Raw genomic sequence first — 16,650 nt, forward strand, 5'->3', positions numbered from 1 at the left:
TTTTAGGAGAATAGTGTAGAATAGAACTTAAAGCCTGATTAGAATAAAGGAGAAATGGATGACAGTTACAATCGATTGGGAAAATCTCGGTTTTTCCTATATGAAACTACCTTATCGTTATATCGCTTATTTTAAAGATGGACAATGGACTCAAGGAGAATTAACAGAAGATGCAACCTTGCATATTTCAGAATCATCTCCAAGTCTTCACTATGGACAGCAAGCATTTGAAGGATTGAAAGCCTATCGTACCAAGGATGGCAGTATTCAACTCTTCCGTCCAGATGAAAATGCTAAACGTCTGCAACGTACTTGTGATCGTCTTTTGATGCCCCAAGTGCCAACAGAAATGTTTGTAGAGGCGTGTAAAGCAGTTGTCCGTGCCAATGAAGAATACGTACCCCCTTATGGAACTGGTGGAACCCTCTACCTCCGTCCGCTCTTGATTGGTGTCGGAGATATCATTGGTGTAAAACCAGCAGAGGAGTATATTTTCACCATCTTTGCCATGCCAGTTGGAAATTACTTTAAAGGTGGTTTGGTTCCAACAAACTTCTTGATTCAAGACGAGTATGACCGTGCTGCACCAAATGGAACAGGAGCTGCCAAGGTCGGTGGTAACTATGCAGCCAGTCTTTTACCAGGAAAAATGGCTAAATCCCGTCATTTCTCAGATGTTATTTATCTAGATCCCTCAACCCACACCAAGATTGAAGAAGTCGGTTCAGCAAACTTCTTTGGGATTACAGCTGATAATGAGTTTGTAACGCCATTGAGTCCGTCAATTTTGCCATCGATTACCAAGTACTCATTACTTTACTTGGCAGAGCATCGATTGGGCTTGAAACCTGTTGAGGGGGATGTATCAATTGATAGTCTGGATCGATTTGTAGAAGCAGGTGCCTGTGGAACTGCAGCAGTCATCTCTCCAATTGGAGGAATCCAACACGGTGACGACTTCCATGTTTTCTACAGTGAGACTGAGGTTGGCCCAGTGACTCGTAAACTATACGATGAATTGACAGGTATCCAATTTGGTGACATTGAAGCACCAGAAGGCTGGATTGTAAAAGTAGATTAAACATTATTAAAGGAGATCTTTATGAAAACGAAAAAGTGGATGTTAACAGCAGGAGTTGTCCTGAGTACAGCAGTTCTTCTTGTGGCTTGTGGTAAAGCTGACAAGGAAGCAGACGCACCTACAACCTTCTCTTACGTCTATGGAGTAGACCCATCATCTTTGGACTACAGTATCGCAACTCGTACTTCAACAACAGATATCATTGGTAACGTTGTTGATGGTTTGTTGGAAAATGACGAATACGGAAATTTGGTTCCATCTCTAGCTGAGGATTGGAGCGTCTCACAAGACGGTTTGACTTATACTTATAAACTTCGAAAAGGGGTTAAATGGTATACTTCAGAGGGTGAAGAATACGCTGAAGTAACTGCACATGACTTTGTTACTGGGTTGAAACACGTAGCAGATGGCAAATCAGACGGTGTCACTCTTATTCAAAACTCCATCAAGGGCTTGAATGAATATATGACTGGTGAGACTAACGACTTCTCAACAGTTGGGGTTAAGGCGTTGGACGATTACACAGTCCAGTATACTCTTAATGCACCTGAAAGTTTCTGGAATTCAAAAGTAACTTCAGCAACTATGTTGCCGGTAAACGAGGAATTTTTCAAAGCTTCTGGTAAGAACTACGGAGCAGTAAGTCCATCTGGTATTCTTTATAACGGTCCATATATCTTGAAGACATTGACTTCAAAATCGTTAATCGAATACGAAAAGAATCCAAATTATTGGGATAAAGAAAAGGTTAAAATTGAGAAAGTAAAATTGACCTATTATGATGGTTCTGACCAAGAATCATTGATCCGTAGCTTCTCTTCAGGTGTTTATACAACAGCTCGTATCTTCCCAAGTAGTTCAAACTTTGCTTCTACTTTAGAGCAATACGGAGATAAAATCACATACAGTCCACAGGATTCAACTAGTTACTACTTTACCTTTAACGTAAACCGTCAATCTTATAATAAGACTGCGAAGACAAGTGAAGAACAGAAAACTTCTACAAAAGAAGCAATGTTGAACAAGGACTTCCGTCAAGCAATCAACTTTGCCTTCAACCGTCATTCATATGCTGCACAGCTTAACGGTGAAGATGGTGCGGATAAGATTATTCGTAACAGCCTAGTTCCAGATAACTTTGTACAATCTGGTGGTAAAAACTTTGGTGATATTGCTCAAGCAGAATTGGTCAACTATGGAGACCAATGGAAAGGTGTTGAACTTGTAGACGGAAAAGATACTATCTACAATCCTGACAAAGCTAAGGCTTCATTTGACAAAGCTAAGAAAGAATTGGAAGCAAAAGGTGTAACCTTCCCAATTCACTTGGATGTTCCAGTTGAACAGACAGATACAATTGCCGTTCAACAAAGCAATTCCTTTAAACAATCAATCGAGTCAACTCTTGGTTCTGAAAATGTCGTGATCGATGTTCTTCAGATGACTGACAATGAAAAGGAAAGTATTACATCACAAGCACGTGTTCCTGCTCAGAAAGACTATGACTTGAATAGTACAGGTTGGGCTCCAAGCTACCAAGACCCAGCAAGTTATCTTAATATCATGGATCCTAAGACTGGTTCTGCTATGAAACACCTTGGTATTACGAAAGGTAAAGACAAGGAAGTTGTAGCTCAACTTGGTCTGGACGAATATAAGAAACTCTTGGATGATGCAGTTTCTGAGACAAACGATTTAGACAAGAGATATGAAAAATATGCTAAAGCTCAAGCTTGGCTCACTGATAGCTCTCTCTTGATGCCAACAGCTTCATCAGGTGGTTCACCAGTTGTCAGCAACGTTGTTCCATTCTCTAAACCTTACTCACAAGTAGGTATCAAGGGTGATCCATATATCTTCAAGGGAATGAAATTGCAAAAAGAGATTGTATCTGCTAAAGAATATCAAGCAGCTCTTGAAAAATGGCAAAAAGAAAAATTGGAATCAAACAGTAAATACCAAAAAGAGCTAGAAAGTCATGTCAAATAAAACAGACTAGAATTTTTGGAATAAAGGGGCCTATATGGAATGGATTAAACTAATAGGAATAGTTATCATTGTGATTGGTTTTATCTATAAGTTAGATACCATTGCAACGGTAGTCTTAGCTAGTTTAGTTACAGCTCTAGTTTCTGGGGTTTCTCTTGTTGAATTCTTGGAAATTTTGGGAAAAGAATTTAGTAATCAACGAGTTCTGACGATTTTTATGGTAACCTTGCCCCTGGTAGGATTATCTGAAACTTTTGGCCTCAAGCAACGGTCGATTGACTTGATTCAAAGGATAAAGGGGCTGACCGTAGGAAGTTTTTATACCGTTTATTTCTTTTTTCGGGAACTTGACAGCTTCTTTGCCATTCGTATCGGAGGACATCCGCAGTTTGTAAGACCCTTGGTTCAACCCATGGGACAGGCAGCAGCAGAGTCACAATTAGGTAGAAAATTAACAGAGCAGGAAAGCGAAGCGCTAAAAGCGCGTGCAGCAGCAAATGATAATTTTGCAAATTTCTTTGCTCAGAATACTTTCGTTGGTGCAGGTGGTGTCCTCTTAGTCGGGGGCACTCTGGACCAATTGGGTTATGAAAGTAATTATGCAGGGATCGCTTCGGCTTCTCTCATTGTTGCAGGAGTTGCCTTGCTTGTGGTAGGGCTGTACAATTACTTATTTGATAGAAAATTGCTAGCGAATAAGCTTAGTAAAGGAAAAGAAGAATGACCGAACTAGCAAGACAGTTATTAGAGTTGACCTATATTGTGATTGGTTGTCAATTTCTTCATACGGCCTATTGTAGCTATAAAGACAAAACAAACCCAGTTCGATATGGAACAGCTGGGTTTTGGGCTTTATTGGGAATCAGTTTTATTGGTGGTTCCTATTTACCATCGATCTTGATTGGTGTTATTGTAGTGCTATTGGCCCTACTAACGCTCTTTAAACAGGTTCGTATCGGAACCTTGCCGTCTCTGGATGAAGTCAAGGCAAAATTTGAAGCTAAACGACTAAAGAATAAAATTTTTATTCCGGTCATGCTGATGGCTTTGATTGCTTTGGTATTAGCAAAAGTGATTCCCGAGTTTAGTAAGATTGCTATCAGCCTTGCAGCATTTTTCGCAACCCTCTCTCTCCTTTTGATTACTAAGAGTTCTCCTAAAAGCTTGTTAGTAGAAAACATTCGCATGGTTCAGCAAGTCTCAACTAGTGGTATTGTTCCCCAACTTTTAGGAGCTTTGGGAGCGATTTTTACCGTAGCTGGAGTTGGAGATTTGATTTCTCACTTGATAAGCGGTATAGTTCCTTCGGGCAGTCGGTTGATGGGTGTAGTGGCTTATGTATTGGGAATGGTTCTATTTTCAATGATTATGGGAAATGCCTTTGCGGCCTTTACTGTCATTACTGCTGGAATTGGTGTTCCCTTTGTATTTTCCTTGGGAGCAGATCCAATCGTGGCGGGTGCTCTTGCTATGACAGCAGGTTGTTGTGGGACTCTATTAACACCAATGGCTGCTAATTTCAATACTCTACCTGTAGCCCTTTTGGATATGAAAGATCCAAATGGCGTTATCAAAGCGCAAGTAGGAGTAGCTATTGTCATGATTATCATACATGTATTTCTGATGTACTTTTTAGCATTTTAGTAAAGGAAATAGAATGAAAATATTAGTTACAGGATTTGATCCTTTTGGTGGTGAACAGGTTAATCCAGCTCTGGAAGCAGTTAAATCATTACCGTCTGAAATCAATGGTGCAGAGCTTCATTGGGTAGAGATTCCAACAGTCTTTTATAAATCAGCAGAGGTTTTAGAAGCAGAAATAAATCGATACCATCCAGATGTTGTGCTTTGCATTGGACAAGCAGGAGGAAGAGCGAGTTTAACTCCTGAGAGAGTTGCTATAAATCAAGATGATGCTAGAATTCCAGATAACCAAGGAAATCAACCGATTGACACTCCCATTCGCCTTGATGGAGAAGCCGCCTATTTTAGCACACTCCCTATCAAAGCAATGGTACAAGCCATAAAAGAAGAAGGGCTACCTGCTTCAGTATCCAATACAGCTGGAACCTTTGTTTGCAATCATCTGATGTATCAGGTTCTCTACTTAGCGGATAAGAAATTTCCCAATATGAGAGCAGGATTTATGCATATTCCCTATATGACAGAACAAGTGGTAAATAAGCCTAATACTGCATCCATGTGCTTAAGAGATATTGTCCGAGGCATCGAAGCTGCTATTGGTGCTATCGTGGACCATAAAGATAAAGATTTGAAGTTGGTCGGAGGGACGACTCACTAATGATTCAATTTTCAAATTAAAAAATATTCCTTAAACTCTCTGTCAAGATAAGCTTGATAGAGAGTTTTTTCTTGCTAGATTAGGGAATTTCTTGTAAAATAGAAAAAGTGAAAAGAGGTATGGTATGAGCAAAAAAGATAAAAAAATTGAGATTCAATTATCAGATGCTAAAGTAGCAGTTGGAAAAGATAAGTACGCTGGTTACACATTAACAATTGGTAAAAAGTTAATCGGTGAAATTGCCGAACTAGATGACCAATTTGCAATCATAAAGAATGGAAATGTCGATAGTTTTTACAAGAATCTTGAAAAAGCTGTGGAAATATTGATTGAGAACTATAATTTAGCAAAATAATGCTTGTTTTTTGCAAATTTTCATGATATAATAGTTTTCGTTGATTGTCGGAGAGATAGCGAAGAGGCTAAACGCGGCGGACTGTAAATCCGCTCCTTCGGGTTCGGGGGTTCGAATCCCTCTCTCTCCATATCATCAATGGGGTATAGCCAAGCGGTAAGGCAAGGGACTTTGACTCCCTCATGCGTTGGTTCGAATCCAGCTACCCCAGTTCTTAGGTAATAAATTCAAGATAAAAAGAAAAATATCTTAGGGTATTTTATTTTTATAATTGAAAGACGTTCGAGATGTTCATGTCGTTGCGGGTGCTTAGGAAAAAAATTATAAGTATGTCAAGTTAAAAAACTTGATTGTTGGAGGATTTTTTAGATGAATGAATTTGAAGATTTGCTAAATAGCGTTAGCCAAGTTGAACCTGGTGATGTTGTTAGTGCTGAAGTATTGACAGTTGATGCTAATCAAGCTAACGTTGCAATCTCTGGAACTGGTGTTGAAGGTGTCTTGACTCTTCGCGAATTGACAAACGATCGCGATGCAGATATCAATGACTTTGTAAAAGTAGGTGAAGTATTTGATGTTCTTGTACTTCGTCAAGTAGTTGGTAAAGATACTGATACAGTAACATACCTTGTATCTAAAAAACGCCTTGAAGCTCGCAAAGCATGGGACAAACTTGTAGGACGCGAAGAAGAAGTTGTTACAGTTAAAGGAACTCGCGCTGTTAAAGGTGGACTTTCAGTAGAATTTGAAGGTTTGCGTGGATTTATCCCAGCTTCAATGTTGGATACTCGTTTCGTACGTAACACTGAGCGTTTTGTAGGTCAAGAATTTGAAGCTAAAATCAAAGAAGTTGACCCTAAAGAAAACCGCTTCATCCTTTCACGCCGTGAAGTTGTAGAAGCAGCAACTGCTGCAGCTCGTGCTGAAGTATTCGGTAAATTGGCTGTTGGTGATGTTGTAACTGGTAAAGTTGCACGTATCACAAGCTTCGGTGCTTTCATCGACCTTGGTGGTGTTGATGGATTGGTTCACTTGACTGAATTGTCTCACGAACGTAACGTTTCACCAAAATCAGTTGTAACTGTTGGTGAAGAAGTTGAAGTGAAAATCCTTGATCTTAACGAAGAAGAAGGACGTGTATCACTTTCACTTAAAGCAACAACACCTGGACCATGGGATGGCGTTGAGCAAAAATTAGCTAAAGGTGACGTTGTAGAAGGAACAGTTAAACGTTTAACTGACTTCGGTGCATTTGTTGAAGTATTGCCAGGTATCGATGGACTTGTTCACGTATCACAAATTTCACACAAACGTATTGAAAATCCAAAAGAAGCTCTTACAGTTGGTCAAGAAGTTACTGTTAAAGTTCTTGATGTTAATGCTGATGCAGAACGCGTTTCACTTTCTATCAAAGCTCTTGAAGAACGTCCAGCTCAAGAAGAAGGACAAAACGAAGAAAAACGTGCTCCACGTCCACGTCGTCCAAAACGTCAAGAAAAACGTGACTTTGAACTTCCTGAAACTCAAACAGGATTCTCAATGGCTGACCTGTTTGGAGACATCGAACTTTAATCAATCAGAACTAATTATAAATCCTTTGTTGTAAAACAAGGGATTTTTCTTTTTTCAACTAGTATTTTTTGATATAATGGATTTATGTTACATTCCGAAAAAGAATCAATTTACCAAATTGTAAATGAACAACTCTCTAGTCTTTTAGAAGGTGAAACCAATGTGTTGGCTAATCTTTCAAATGCCAGTGCTCTCTTAAAAATGAACTTTCCTCGTACTGTCTTTGCAGGTTTCTATTTATATGACGGGAATGAGCTTATTTTAGGCCCTTTTCAGGGTGGAGTCTCATGTGTTAGAATTGCGCTCGGAAAAGGAGTTTGTGGTGAGTCAGCGGCTAGCCGTCAAACAGTTATCGTTGGTGATGTCAAGACTTATCCAAATTATATTTCTTGTGATAGTAGTGCTCGTAGCGAGATCGTACTTCCAATGGTAAAAAATGGACAGCTTCTGGCTGTATTAGATTTAGACTCATCTCATGTCGATGACTATGATGAAATGGATCAACGCTATTTAGAAGAGTTTGTGTCCATTTTACTAGATAAGACAGAATGGAAATTTTCAATGTTTGAGGAGAAGGCATAATGTATCAGGCGCTTTATCGAAAATATAGAAGTCAAAATTTTTCACAGTTAGTGGGCCAGGAAGTTGTTGCTCGAACCCTTAAACAGGCTGTGGAACAGGATAAGATTAGTCATGCCTACCTATTTTCAGGGCCTCGTGGAACTGGTAAGACTAGTGTGGCTAAGATTTTTGCTAAGGCTATGAACTGCCCTAATCAAGTTGGGGGAGAACCTTGTAATAACTGTTATATCTGCCAAGCTGTTACGGATGGAAGTTTAGAAGACGTTATCGAAATGGATGCTGCTTCTAATAATGGTGTTGATGAAATTCGTGATATTCGTGATAAATCAACCTATGCTCCAAGTATAGCTCAGTATAAGGTTTATATCATTGATGAGGTTCATATGCTTTCGACTGGTGCCTTTAATGCTCTTTTGAAAACACTGGAAGAACCAACTCCAAATGTAGTCTTTATTTTGGCAACGACTGAGCTTCATAAAATTCCTGCAACGATTTTGTCTCGTGTTCAACGATTTGAGTTCAAGTCCATTAAGACTCAGGATATTCGAGATCATATCTTCCAGATTTTAGAAAAAGAAGGGATTGATTACGAAACAGAAGCTGTTGAAATTATTGCTCGCCGAGCTGAGGGTGGTATGCGGGATGCCTTGTCAATTCTAGACCAGGCATTAAGCTTAACCCAAGAAGCAACATTGACAACTGCAGTCTCAGAAGAAATCACTGGTACCATTAGTTTAAGTGCCTTGGATCATTACGTAGCTGCTTTAGCTCAGAAGGATGTACCAGGAGCCCTTCAAAATCTTGATTTGATTTTTGAGAATGGAAAGAGCATGACACGTTTTGTAGTCGATTTGCTGCAATATCTACGTGATATCTTAATTGTCCAAGCAGGCGGAGAAAATACACATCATAGTGATGCATTTGAGAGAAACGTAGCTCTTCCGCAGGATGTCTTGTTTGAGATGATTAGTCTTGCTACTAGAAGTCTAGCTGATATTAAGGCTAGCCTACAACCTAAAATTTATGCCGAAATGATGACTATTCGTTTAGCAGAAATTGATTCTCAACCAGAACTTTCAGGTGAGGTGGCTGAGGAATTGTCTTCTCTTCGAGAAGAAGTTGCACGATTGAAACAAGCTCTTGCCAATGTTGGTTCTAATCCCAAACAAACTGTTTCTACACCAAGTCGTCCGACTAACACTAAGTCATTCTATCGTGTAGACCGAAATAAGGTGCAGTCTATTCTTCAAGAAGCAGTAGAAAATCCAGACTTAGCCCGTCAAAACTTAATCCGTCTTCAGAATGCTTGGGGAGAAGTCATTGAAAGCTTATCTGGTCCAGATAAGGCACTCTTAGCTGGTTCTCAACCAGTTGCTGCTAATGAACGTCATGCGATTTTGGCTTTTGAATCGAATTTCAATGCTGGTCAAACCATGAAACGAGACAATCTTAACACCATGTTTGGTAATATTCTTAGTCGTGCCGCTGGATTTTCTCCAGAGATTCTTGCTATTTCTATGGAAGAATGGAAGGAAGTTCGAGCTGCATTTTCAAGCAGAGCTAAAGGTTCTCAAGAACAAGTCAATAAGGAAGAACCCGAAGAGTCCATACTTCCTCAAGGCTTTGAATTTTTAGCAGATAAAGTGACCATAGCTGAAGATTAAAGGGAATTGGTGGTAAAAGACTATGAACAGACAACAATTTATTATCATGGCCTTCTTTACTGCTGCTGAGACTTATTTCTTTAATGAATCCATCATGGAGCAACGGTATATCGTGGCCTTGCTTTGGGCTATTTTGATCCTGAGAAATTTTCGCGTGAGTTATATCATGGGTAAAATTGTGAGCGCTATAGATGATCATTTTCAAGGGAAAAAGTAGCTCCTAGCTTCTAGACAAAATCAAAGCCTTTTAGGCTTTTTTTTGTTATACTATTAAGGTATATTTATTGACATTTTACTGTGTTTTTCTAGGGATTTAAAAAGGTTAAATTTCAGGTAAATACAGTAAAAAGGATGAAAAGAAAGGAACAATCATGTCAGTATTAGAGATCAAAGATCTTCACGTTGAAATTGAAGGAAAAGAAATTTTAAAAGGGGTCAATCTGACTCTTAAAACAGGAGAAATTGCAGCTATCATGGGACCAAATGGTACCGGTAAGTCTACTCTTTCAGCTGCTATTATGGGGAACCCAAACTATGAAGTCACTAAAGGTGAAGTCTTGTTTGACGGTGTAAACATCCTTGAATTGGAAGTGGATGAGCGTGCGCGTATGGGACTTTTCCTTGCCATGCAATATCCATCAGAAATTCCTGGGATTACCAATGCTGAGTTTCTTCGTGCAGCTATGAATGCTGGTAAAGAAGATGATGAGAAGATTTCAGTTCGTGAATTTATCACTAAGTTAGACGAAAAAATGGAATTGCTCAACATGAAAGAAGAAATGGCAGAGCGTTACCTCAACGAAGGTTTCTCAGGTGGTGAGAAAAAACGTAACGAGATTCTTCAACTCTTGATGTTGGAACCAACTTTTGCCCTCTTAGATGAGATTGACTCTGGTCTTGATATTGACGCCCTTAAAGTTGTCTCTAAAGGTGTAAATGCTATGCGTGGTGAAGGTTTTGGTGCTATGATCATTACTCACTACCAACGTCTTTTGAACTATATCACACCAGATGTGGTACACGTTATGATGGAAGGTCGTGTTGTTCTTTCTGGTGGTCCAGAATTGGCTGCACGCTTGGAACGTGAAGGATACGCGAAACTAGCTGAAGAACTTGGCTATGACTACAAGGAAGAATTGTAATTCCCTCGTATCTTTTAGGAGAAGTAAATGACTAAAGAAACTATTAGACTTTTTTCAGAAATGCACGCTGAACCAAGCTGGTTGTCAGACCTCCGTCAAAAAGCTTTTGATAAGATTGAGAGTTTGGAATTGCCAGTCATTGAGCGTGTCAAATTTCACCGTTGGAATCTTGGTGATGGTACCATCACGGAAAGTGAACCATCAGCAAATATTCCTGATTTCACTGCTTTAGATAATCACTTGAAATTGGTGCAGGTTGGAACTCAAACTGTTTTCGAACAAATTCCAGTTGAGTTGGCTGAACAAGGAGTGGTCTTTACAGACTTCCATTCGGCTTTAGAAGAAATTCCAGAACTCGTAGAAGAATTTTTCATGTCATCAGTAAAATACGACGATGACAAATTGGCAGCCTACCACACAGCTTACTTTAACAGTGGTGCTGTTCTCTATATTCCAGACAATGTCGAAATCACAGAACCAATCGAAGGAATTTTCTACCAAGACAGTGATAGTGATGTGCCATTTAACAAGCACATTCTGATCATTGCAGGTAAAAACTCTAAAATCAGCTACCTCGAACGTTTAGAATCACGCGGTGAGGGTAGTGCTAAGGCGACTGCTAATATCACAGTTGAAGTGATTGCACGTTCTGGTGCTCAAGTGAAGTTTGCGGCGATTGACCGTCTTGGTGAGAATGTCACTGCCTATATTAGCCGCCGTGGTAAATTGGGCAACGATGCAAGTATTGACTGGGCTATCGGTGTCATGAACGAAGGAAATGTTGTCGCTGACTTTGATAGTGACCTACTTGGAAATGGTAGCCATGCAGACCTCAAGGTCGTAGCTCTTTCAAGTGGTCGTCAGGTGCAAGGGATTGATACTCGAGTAACTAACTATGGTTGCAACTCTATCGGTAATATCCTTCAACATGGGGTTATCCTTGAAAAAGCAACTTTGACTTTCAATGGTATTGGCCACATCATCAAGGGTGCTAAGGGAGCAGATGCCCAACAAGAAAGCCGTGTTCTCATGCTTTCAGACCAAGCGCGTTCCGATGCCAACCCAATTCTTTTGATTGATGAAAATGATGTCACTGCAGGTCACGCGGCTTCTATTGGTCAAGTTGATCCAGAAGACATGTACTACCTCATGAGCCGTGGCTTGGATAAGGCAACTGCAGAGCGTTTGGTTGTCCGTGGTTTCCTTGGATCTGTTATCGTTGAGATTCCAGTCAAAGAAGTTCGTGATGAAATGATTGCGACGATCGAAGAAAAATTGTCAAAACGCTAAGGGGAAGCCTATGTTAGATGCAGAAGCTATTCGCAAGGATTTTCCAATTTTAGATCAGATTGTTAATGACGAACCTCTGGTTTATTTGGATAATGCTGCGACGACACAAAAACCACTAGCTGTTCTGAAAGCCATTAACCGCTACTATGAACAGGACAATGCCAATGTCCACCGAGGTGTTCACACCTTGGCAGAGCGTGCAACAGCATCTTATGAAGCTGCTCGCGAAACCATTCGCAAGTTCATCAACGCAGGTTCGACAAAGGAAGTACTCTTCACTAGAGGAACTACGACCAGTCTTAACTGGGTGGCGCGTTTTGCTGAGGAAATCTTGACTGAGGGAGATCAGGTCTTGATTTCTGTCATGGAACACCATTCCAATATTATTCCATGGCAGGAAGCTTGCCGAAAGACTGGGGCAGAGCTTGTTTATGTCTATCTAAAAGATGGAGCTCTGGATATGGATGACTTGCGTTCTAAATTGACTGACAAAGTCAAATTTGTTTCACTAGCTCATGCATCAAACGTTCTTGGAGTGGTTAATCCTATCAAAGAAATCACACAAATGGCTCACCAAGTTGGAGCCATCATGGTGGTAGATGGTGCTCAATCTACGCCTCATATGAAGATTGATGTACAGGATTTGGATGTGGATTTCTTTGCCTTTTCAGGTCACAAGATGGCTGGTCCGACTGGTATTGGCGTCCTTTACGGTAAAGAAAAGTATCTAGAGCAAATGTCGCCTGTCGAGTTCGGTGGCGAGATGATTGATTTTGTTTACGAGCAATCTGCTAGCTGGAAGGAGTTACCTTGGAAATTCGAGGCAGGAACTCCCAATATGGCTGGTGCTATTGGACTTGCAGCTGCCGTGGATTATCTTGAAAAGATTGGCATGGATGCCATTGAAACCCATGAACAGGAATTGATTGCATACGTCTTTCCAAAATTGCAGGCAATTGAAGGTTTGACCATTTACGGTTCGCAAGATTTGGCTCAACGTTCAGGTGTCATTGCCTTTAACCTAGGTGACCTTCATCCTCACGACCTTGCAACTGCTCTGGATTATGAGGGAGTAGCAGTTCGTGCGGGTCACCATTGTGCTCAACCCTTGCTCCAGTATTTGGACGTTCCAGCAACAGCTCGCGCTAGTTTTTATATCTACAACACCAAGGCAGATTGCGACAAGCTGGTCGATGCCTTACAAAAGACAAAGGAGTTTTTCAATGGCACTTTCTAAACTAGATAGCCTTTATATGGCAGTGGTAGCAGACCATTCGAAAAATCCCCATCACCAAGGGAAATTAGAAGATGCTGAGCAAATCAGCCTCAATAATCCAACCTGCGGGGATGTGATTAATCTCTCTGTTAAGTTTGACGCAGAGGACCGTTTGGAAGATATCGCTTTTCTAAACTCTGGTTGTACCATTTCAACTGCCTCTGCTAGTATGATGACGGATGCTGTTTTGGGCAAGACCAAGCAAGAAATTTTAGAACTTGCGACCATTTTTTCTGAAATGGTTCAAGGTCAAAAGGATGAGCGTCAAGATCAACTTGGAGATGCAGCTTTCTTGTCAGGAGTTGCCAAATTCCCTCAACGAATCAAATGCGCAACCCTAGCTTGGAACGCCCTTAAAAAAACAATTGAAGATCAAGAAAATAAATAAGACAAGCTTTCTTTGTCTTATAAATCATTAGAAATAAAGAATGAAAGAAAGGATATTATGGCTGAAGAAAGAGTAGAACCAAAACCAATTGACCTTGGTGAATATAAATTTGGTTTCCATGACGATGTAGAGCCTGTCCTATCGACAGGAAAAGGATTGAATGAAGATGTCATTCGTGAACTATCAGCAGCTAAGGGAGAACCTGAGTGGATGTTGGAATTTCGTTTGAAATCTTATGAAACCTTCAAAAAAATGCCCATGCAAACTTGGGGAGCAGACTTGTCAGAGATTGATTTTGATGACTTGATTTACTACCAAAAACCATCTGATAAACCAGCCCGTTCTTGGGATGACGTTCCTGAAAAAATCAAAGAAACCTTTGAACGGATCGGGATTCCTGAAGCTGAACGTGCCTATCTAGCCGGAGCTTCTGCCCAGTATGAGTCAGAAGTAGTTTACCATAATATGAAGGAAGAATTTGAGAAGTTAGGAATTATCTTTACAGATACAGATTCTGCCCTCAAGGAATACCCAGATTTGTTTAAGCAATACTTTGCTAAGTTGGTACCGCCAACAGATAACAAGTTGGCTGCCCTCAACTCAGCAGTATGGTCTGGTGGAACCTTTATCTATGTACCAAAAGGTGTCAAGGTAGATATTCCACTTCAAACCTACTTCCGTATCAACAATGAAAATACTGGTCAGTTTGAACGTACCTTGATTATCGTTGATGAGGGAGCAAGTGTCCACTACGTAGAAGGATGTACAGCACCAACATATTCAAGCAACAGCTTGCATGCTGCTATTGTAGAAATCTTTGCTTTGGACGGAGCTTATATGCGTTATACGACTATTCAAAACTGGTCTGACAACGTCTATAACTTGGTAACCAAACGTGCTAAAGCTTTGAAAGATGCGACAGTTGAGTGGATTGATGGAAACTTAGGTGCCAAAACAACTATGAAATATCCATCTGTTTACCTTGATGGAGAAGGTGCGCGTGGAACTATGCTTTCGATTGCCTTTGCCAATGCAGGGCAACACCAGGATACTGGTGCTAAGATGATCCACAATGCTCCACATACGAGCTCGTCTATCGTCTCTAAATCTATCGCTAAAGGTGGAGGAAAGGTTGACTACCGTGGACAAGTGACTTTCAACAAGAACTCTAAGAAATCTGTTTCTCACATCGAGTGTGATACCATTATCATGGATGACTTGTCAGCATCAGATACTATTCCATTTAATGAAATCCACAACTCGCAAGTAGCTTTGGAACACGAAGCCAAAGTATCTAAGATTTCAGAAGAACAACTCTATTACCTTATGAGTCGTGGCTTGTCAGAGACTGAAGCAACTGAGATGATTGTCATGGGATTTGTAGAGCCCTTCACCAAAGAACTTCCAATGGAGTATGCAGTTGAGCTTAACCGCTTGATTAGCTATGAAATGGAAGGGTCAGTTGGATAATCATTATGAATAAAAACTGAGCAAATATTACATTTGTTCAGTTTTTTTGATAATATCTTATAAATATTCACAAAACACATTATTTGTGGTAAAATAAAACAATTATTGTTAGTGGAGATCAAGAATGAATATTTTTAGAACAAAAGACTTCAGTCTAAGTAAAACAGAAATGCATCGTCATTTGAAATTAGGGGATTTAATTCTCTTGGGAATTGGTGCCATGGTAGGAACAGGTATCTTTACTATTACAGGAACAGCTGCAGCAACATTAGCGGGTCCTGCCCTTGTTGTATCTATCGTAATTTCAGCTATCTGTGTTTCCTTATCGGCGCTCTTTTTTGCAGAATTTGCTTCTCGTGTTCCAGCAACTGGTGGTGCATATAGTTATTTATATGTGGTTTTGGGAGAATTTCCAGCTTGGATAGCTGGTTGGCTAACTATCATGGAATTTATGACAGCAGTCTCTGGTGTAGCTTCAGGTTGGGCTGCTTACTTTAAAGGTTTGCTTAGCCACTACGGAATTTCCTTGCCACAAGCCTTGAATGGAACTTTTAATCCTGATCATGGTACTTATATTGATCTTTTGCCAATTTTAGTGATTATGCTTGTTACAGCTGTCGTCCTCATGAATTCGAAAACAGCACTTCGCTTCAATTCGATTCTTGTCGTTTTAAAATTTTCTGCTCTTGCTTTATTCATCTTAGTTGGAATCTGGTATATCAAACCTGAGAACTGGTCAGACTTTGCTCCATTTGGTTTTGGGCAGATTTATGGTGGAAGCACAGGGATTATGGCAGGTGCTTCACTCATGTTCTTTGGATTTCTGGGTTTCGAGTCTATTTCCATGGCTGTTGATGAAATTCAAAATCCACAGAAGAACATTCCAAGGGGAATAGTTTTATCCCTGGTTATCGTAACTATCTTATATGCTTTAGTTACTTTGGTATTAACAGGTATCGTTCACTATAGTAAGCTCAATGTTGATGATGCAGTGGCTTTTGCTCTTAGAAGTATTGGTATTGGTTGGGCGGCTAATTATGTCTCACTCGTTGCAATTTTTACTTTGATTACGGTATGTATTTCCATGACCTACGCCTTGTCTCGAATGATTTATAGTTTGGCTCGTGATGGGTTGTTGCCTAAGACTTTTAAAGAAGTGACCAAGACAAGTCGTGTTCCAAAGAATGCGACCATCTTAACAGGTCTTGTTTCAGCGATTGCAGCCGGAATCTTTCCTCTATCAAGTATTGCAGCCTTCCTCAATATCTGTACTTTAGCCTATCTTATTCTCTTAGCTTATGGGATTATCAAGCTAAGAAAAGACAAGGGAGAGCCTAAAGAGGGAGAATTTAAAACACCCTTGGTTCCTTTTCTACCAATCTTATCGATTTTGATTTGTCTGTCCTTTATGCTTCAATATACTCTTGAAACTTGGATAGCATTTGTATTAGCACTAGTAGTAGGAGTTATTATTTACTTTACTTATGGCTATAAAAACTCTACACTATCAAAAAATCAATAAAGAAAAAATCGCGATTT

General features: G+C 40.0%; 16 protein-coding genes and 2 tRNA genes. All 18 read left to right on the forward strand.

Annotated elements, in window-relative coordinates; genetic code table 11:
* Positions 1–58: 58 nt before the first annotated feature.
* The 18 genes from I1J71_RS00315 to I1J71_RS00400 all read left to right on the forward strand — a co-directional run bounded on the left by I1J71_RS00315 (position 59) and on the right by I1J71_RS00400 (position 16,633).
* On the forward strand, positions 59–1,081 hold the full coding sequence (locus tag I1J71_RS00315) for a branched-chain amino acid aminotransferase (protein WP_195183312.1): 1,023 nt from the start codon (positions 59–61) through the stop codon (positions 1,079–1,081).
* A 21-nt stretch (positions 1,082–1,102) separates the two neighbouring features.
* Positions 1,103–3,070: a peptide ABC transporter substrate-binding protein gene (locus tag I1J71_RS00320; RefSeq protein ID WP_195183313.1), complete on the forward strand. Its 1,968-nt coding sequence runs from the start codon at positions 1,103–1,105 to the stop codon at positions 3,068–3,070.
* A 34-nt stretch (positions 3,071–3,104) separates the two neighbouring features.
* Complete coding sequence (locus I1J71_RS00325; RefSeq protein WP_195183314.1) at positions 3,105–3,794, forward strand: 5-oxoproline transporter, DUF969 family subunit; 690 nt, start codon at positions 3,105–3,107, stop codon at positions 3,792–3,794.
* The gene (locus I1J71_RS00330; protein WP_195183315.1) at positions 3,791–4,714 is read left to right on the forward strand and encodes a DUF979 domain-containing protein; all 924 of its coding nucleotides are present in this window, start codon (positions 3,791–3,793) and stop codon (positions 4,712–4,714) included. The genes I1J71_RS00325 and I1J71_RS00330 overlap by 4 nt, the downstream gene beginning before the upstream one ends.
* A gap of 13 nt (positions 4,715–4,727) precedes the next feature.
* A complete protein-coding gene (gene pcp / locus I1J71_RS00335) occupies positions 4,728–5,372 on the forward strand; it encodes a pyroglutamyl-peptidase I (protein WP_195183316.1) in 645 nt (214 codons plus the stop codon).
* A gap of 124 nt (positions 5,373–5,496) precedes the next feature.
* Positions 5,497–5,727, forward strand: coding sequence for a DUF2969 domain-containing protein (locus I1J71_RS00340; protein WP_004253228.1), 231 nt, complete (start codon positions 5,497–5,499; stop codon positions 5,725–5,727).
* 49 nt (positions 5,728–5,776) lie between these two features.
* Positions 5,777–5,857 (forward strand) — tRNA-Tyr (locus I1J71_RS00345).
* A 9-nt stretch (positions 5,858–5,866) separates the two neighbouring features.
* Positions 5,867–5,938 (forward strand) — tRNA-Gln (locus I1J71_RS00350).
* Between the two features lie 158 nt (positions 5,939–6,096).
* Complete coding sequence (gene rpsA, locus I1J71_RS00355) at positions 6,097–7,299, forward strand: 30S ribosomal protein S1 (protein WP_006145742.1); 1,203 nt, start codon at positions 6,097–6,099, stop codon at positions 7,297–7,299.
* A gap of 84 nt (positions 7,300–7,383) precedes the next feature.
* Positions 7,384–7,881 carry a GAF domain-containing protein gene (locus I1J71_RS00360; protein ID WP_195183317.1) on the forward strand — a complete coding sequence of 166 codons (498 nt, stop codon included), beginning with the start codon at positions 7,384–7,386 and terminating at the stop codon, positions 7,879–7,881.
* The gene (gene dnaX, locus I1J71_RS00365; protein WP_195183318.1) at positions 7,881–9,545 is read left to right on the forward strand and encodes a DNA polymerase III subunit gamma/tau; all 1,665 of its coding nucleotides are present in this window, start codon (positions 7,881–7,883) and stop codon (positions 9,543–9,545) included. The genes I1J71_RS00360 and dnaX overlap by 1 nt, the downstream gene beginning before the upstream one ends.
* Positions 9,546–9,567: 22 nt before the next feature.
* Positions 9,568–9,762, forward strand: coding sequence for a DUF3272 family protein (locus I1J71_RS00370; protein ID WP_006153320.1), 195 nt, complete (start codon positions 9,568–9,570; stop codon positions 9,760–9,762).
* Positions 9,763–9,916: 154 nt separating this feature from the next.
* Positions 9,917–10,687 (forward strand): Fe-S cluster assembly ATPase SufC, encoded by a 771-nt coding sequence (gene sufC, locus I1J71_RS00375; RefSeq protein WP_000114489.1) that lies wholly within the window; start codon positions 9,917–9,919, stop codon positions 10,685–10,687.
* Positions 10,688–10,714: 27 nt separating this feature from the next.
* On the forward strand, positions 10,715–11,977 hold the full coding sequence (gene sufD, locus I1J71_RS00380) for a Fe-S cluster assembly protein SufD (protein ID WP_195183319.1): 1,263 nt from the start codon (positions 10,715–10,717) through the stop codon (positions 11,975–11,977).
* 10 nt (positions 11,978–11,987) lie between these two features.
* Positions 11,988–13,214: a cysteine desulfurase gene (locus I1J71_RS00385; RefSeq protein WP_195183320.1), complete on the forward strand. Its 1,227-nt coding sequence runs from the start codon at positions 11,988–11,990 to the stop codon at positions 13,212–13,214.
* Positions 13,201–13,641 (forward strand): Fe-S cluster assembly sulfur transfer protein SufU, encoded by a 441-nt coding sequence (gene sufU, locus I1J71_RS00390; RefSeq protein WP_125328406.1) that lies wholly within the window; start codon positions 13,201–13,203, stop codon positions 13,639–13,641. The genes I1J71_RS00385 and sufU overlap by 14 nt, the downstream gene beginning before the upstream one ends.
* Before the next feature lie 57 nt (positions 13,642–13,698).
* A complete protein-coding gene (gene sufB, locus I1J71_RS00395; protein WP_004253255.1) occupies positions 13,699–15,111 on the forward strand; it encodes a Fe-S cluster assembly protein SufB in 1,413 nt (470 codons plus the stop codon).
* Between the two features lie 124 nt (positions 15,112–15,235).
* Positions 15,236–16,633 carry an APC family permease gene (locus I1J71_RS00400; protein ID WP_195183321.1) on the forward strand — a complete coding sequence of 466 codons (1,398 nt, stop codon included), beginning with the start codon at positions 15,236–15,238 and terminating at the stop codon, positions 16,631–16,633.
* Positions 16,634–16,650 lie beyond the last annotated feature (17 nt).

The organism is Streptococcus infantis (genome assembly GCF_015546995.1).
GTDB lineage: Bacteria > Bacillota > Bacilli > Lactobacillales > Streptococcaceae > Streptococcus > Streptococcus infantis_J.

Bases quoted from the DNA above. Each gene is read 5' to 3' on its own strand.
- I1J71_RS00315 (WP_195183312.1), top strand. From the start codon at position 59: ATGACAGTTACAATCGATTGGGAAAATCTCGGTTTTTCCTATATGAAA.
- I1J71_RS00320 (WP_195183313.1), top strand. From the start codon at position 1,103: ATGAAAACGAAAAAGTGGATGTTAACAGCAGGAGTTGTCCTGAGTACA.
- I1J71_RS00325 (WP_195183314.1), top strand. From the start codon at position 3,105: ATGGAATGGATTAAACTAATAGGAATAGTTATCATTGTGATTGGTTTT.
- I1J71_RS00330 (WP_195183315.1), top strand. From the start codon at position 3,791: ATGACCGAACTAGCAAGACAGTTATTAGAGTTGACCTATATTGTGATT.
- pcp (WP_195183316.1), top strand. From the start codon at position 4,728: ATGAAAATATTAGTTACAGGATTTGATCCTTTTGGTGGTGAACAGGTT.
- I1J71_RS00340 (WP_004253228.1), top strand. From the start codon at position 5,497: ATGAGCAAAAAAGATAAAAAAATTGAGATTCAATTATCAGATGCTAAA.
- rpsA (WP_006145742.1), top strand. From the start codon at position 6,097: ATGAATGAATTTGAAGATTTGCTAAATAGCGTTAGCCAAGTTGAACCT.
- I1J71_RS00360 (WP_195183317.1), top strand. From the start codon at position 7,384: ATGTTACATTCCGAAAAAGAATCAATTTACCAAATTGTAAATGAACAA.
- dnaX (WP_195183318.1), top strand. From the start codon at position 7,881: ATGTATCAGGCGCTTTATCGAAAATATAGAAGTCAAAATTTTTCACAG.
- I1J71_RS00370 (WP_006153320.1), top strand. From the start codon at position 9,568: ATGAACAGACAACAATTTATTATCATGGCCTTCTTTACTGCTGCTGAG.
- sufC (WP_000114489.1), top strand. From the start codon at position 9,917: ATGTCAGTATTAGAGATCAAAGATCTTCACGTTGAAATTGAAGGAAAA.
- sufD (WP_195183319.1), top strand. From the start codon at position 10,715: ATGACTAAAGAAACTATTAGACTTTTTTCAGAAATGCACGCTGAACCA.
- I1J71_RS00385 (WP_195183320.1), top strand. From the start codon at position 11,988: ATGTTAGATGCAGAAGCTATTCGCAAGGATTTTCCAATTTTAGATCAG.
- sufU (WP_125328406.1), top strand. From the start codon at position 13,201: ATGGCACTTTCTAAACTAGATAGCCTTTATATGGCAGTGGTAGCAGAC.
- sufB (WP_004253255.1), top strand. From the start codon at position 13,699: ATGGCTGAAGAAAGAGTAGAACCAAAACCAATTGACCTTGGTGAATAT.
- I1J71_RS00400 (WP_195183321.1), top strand. From the start codon at position 15,236: ATGAATATTTTTAGAACAAAAGACTTCAGTCTAAGTAAAACAGAAATG.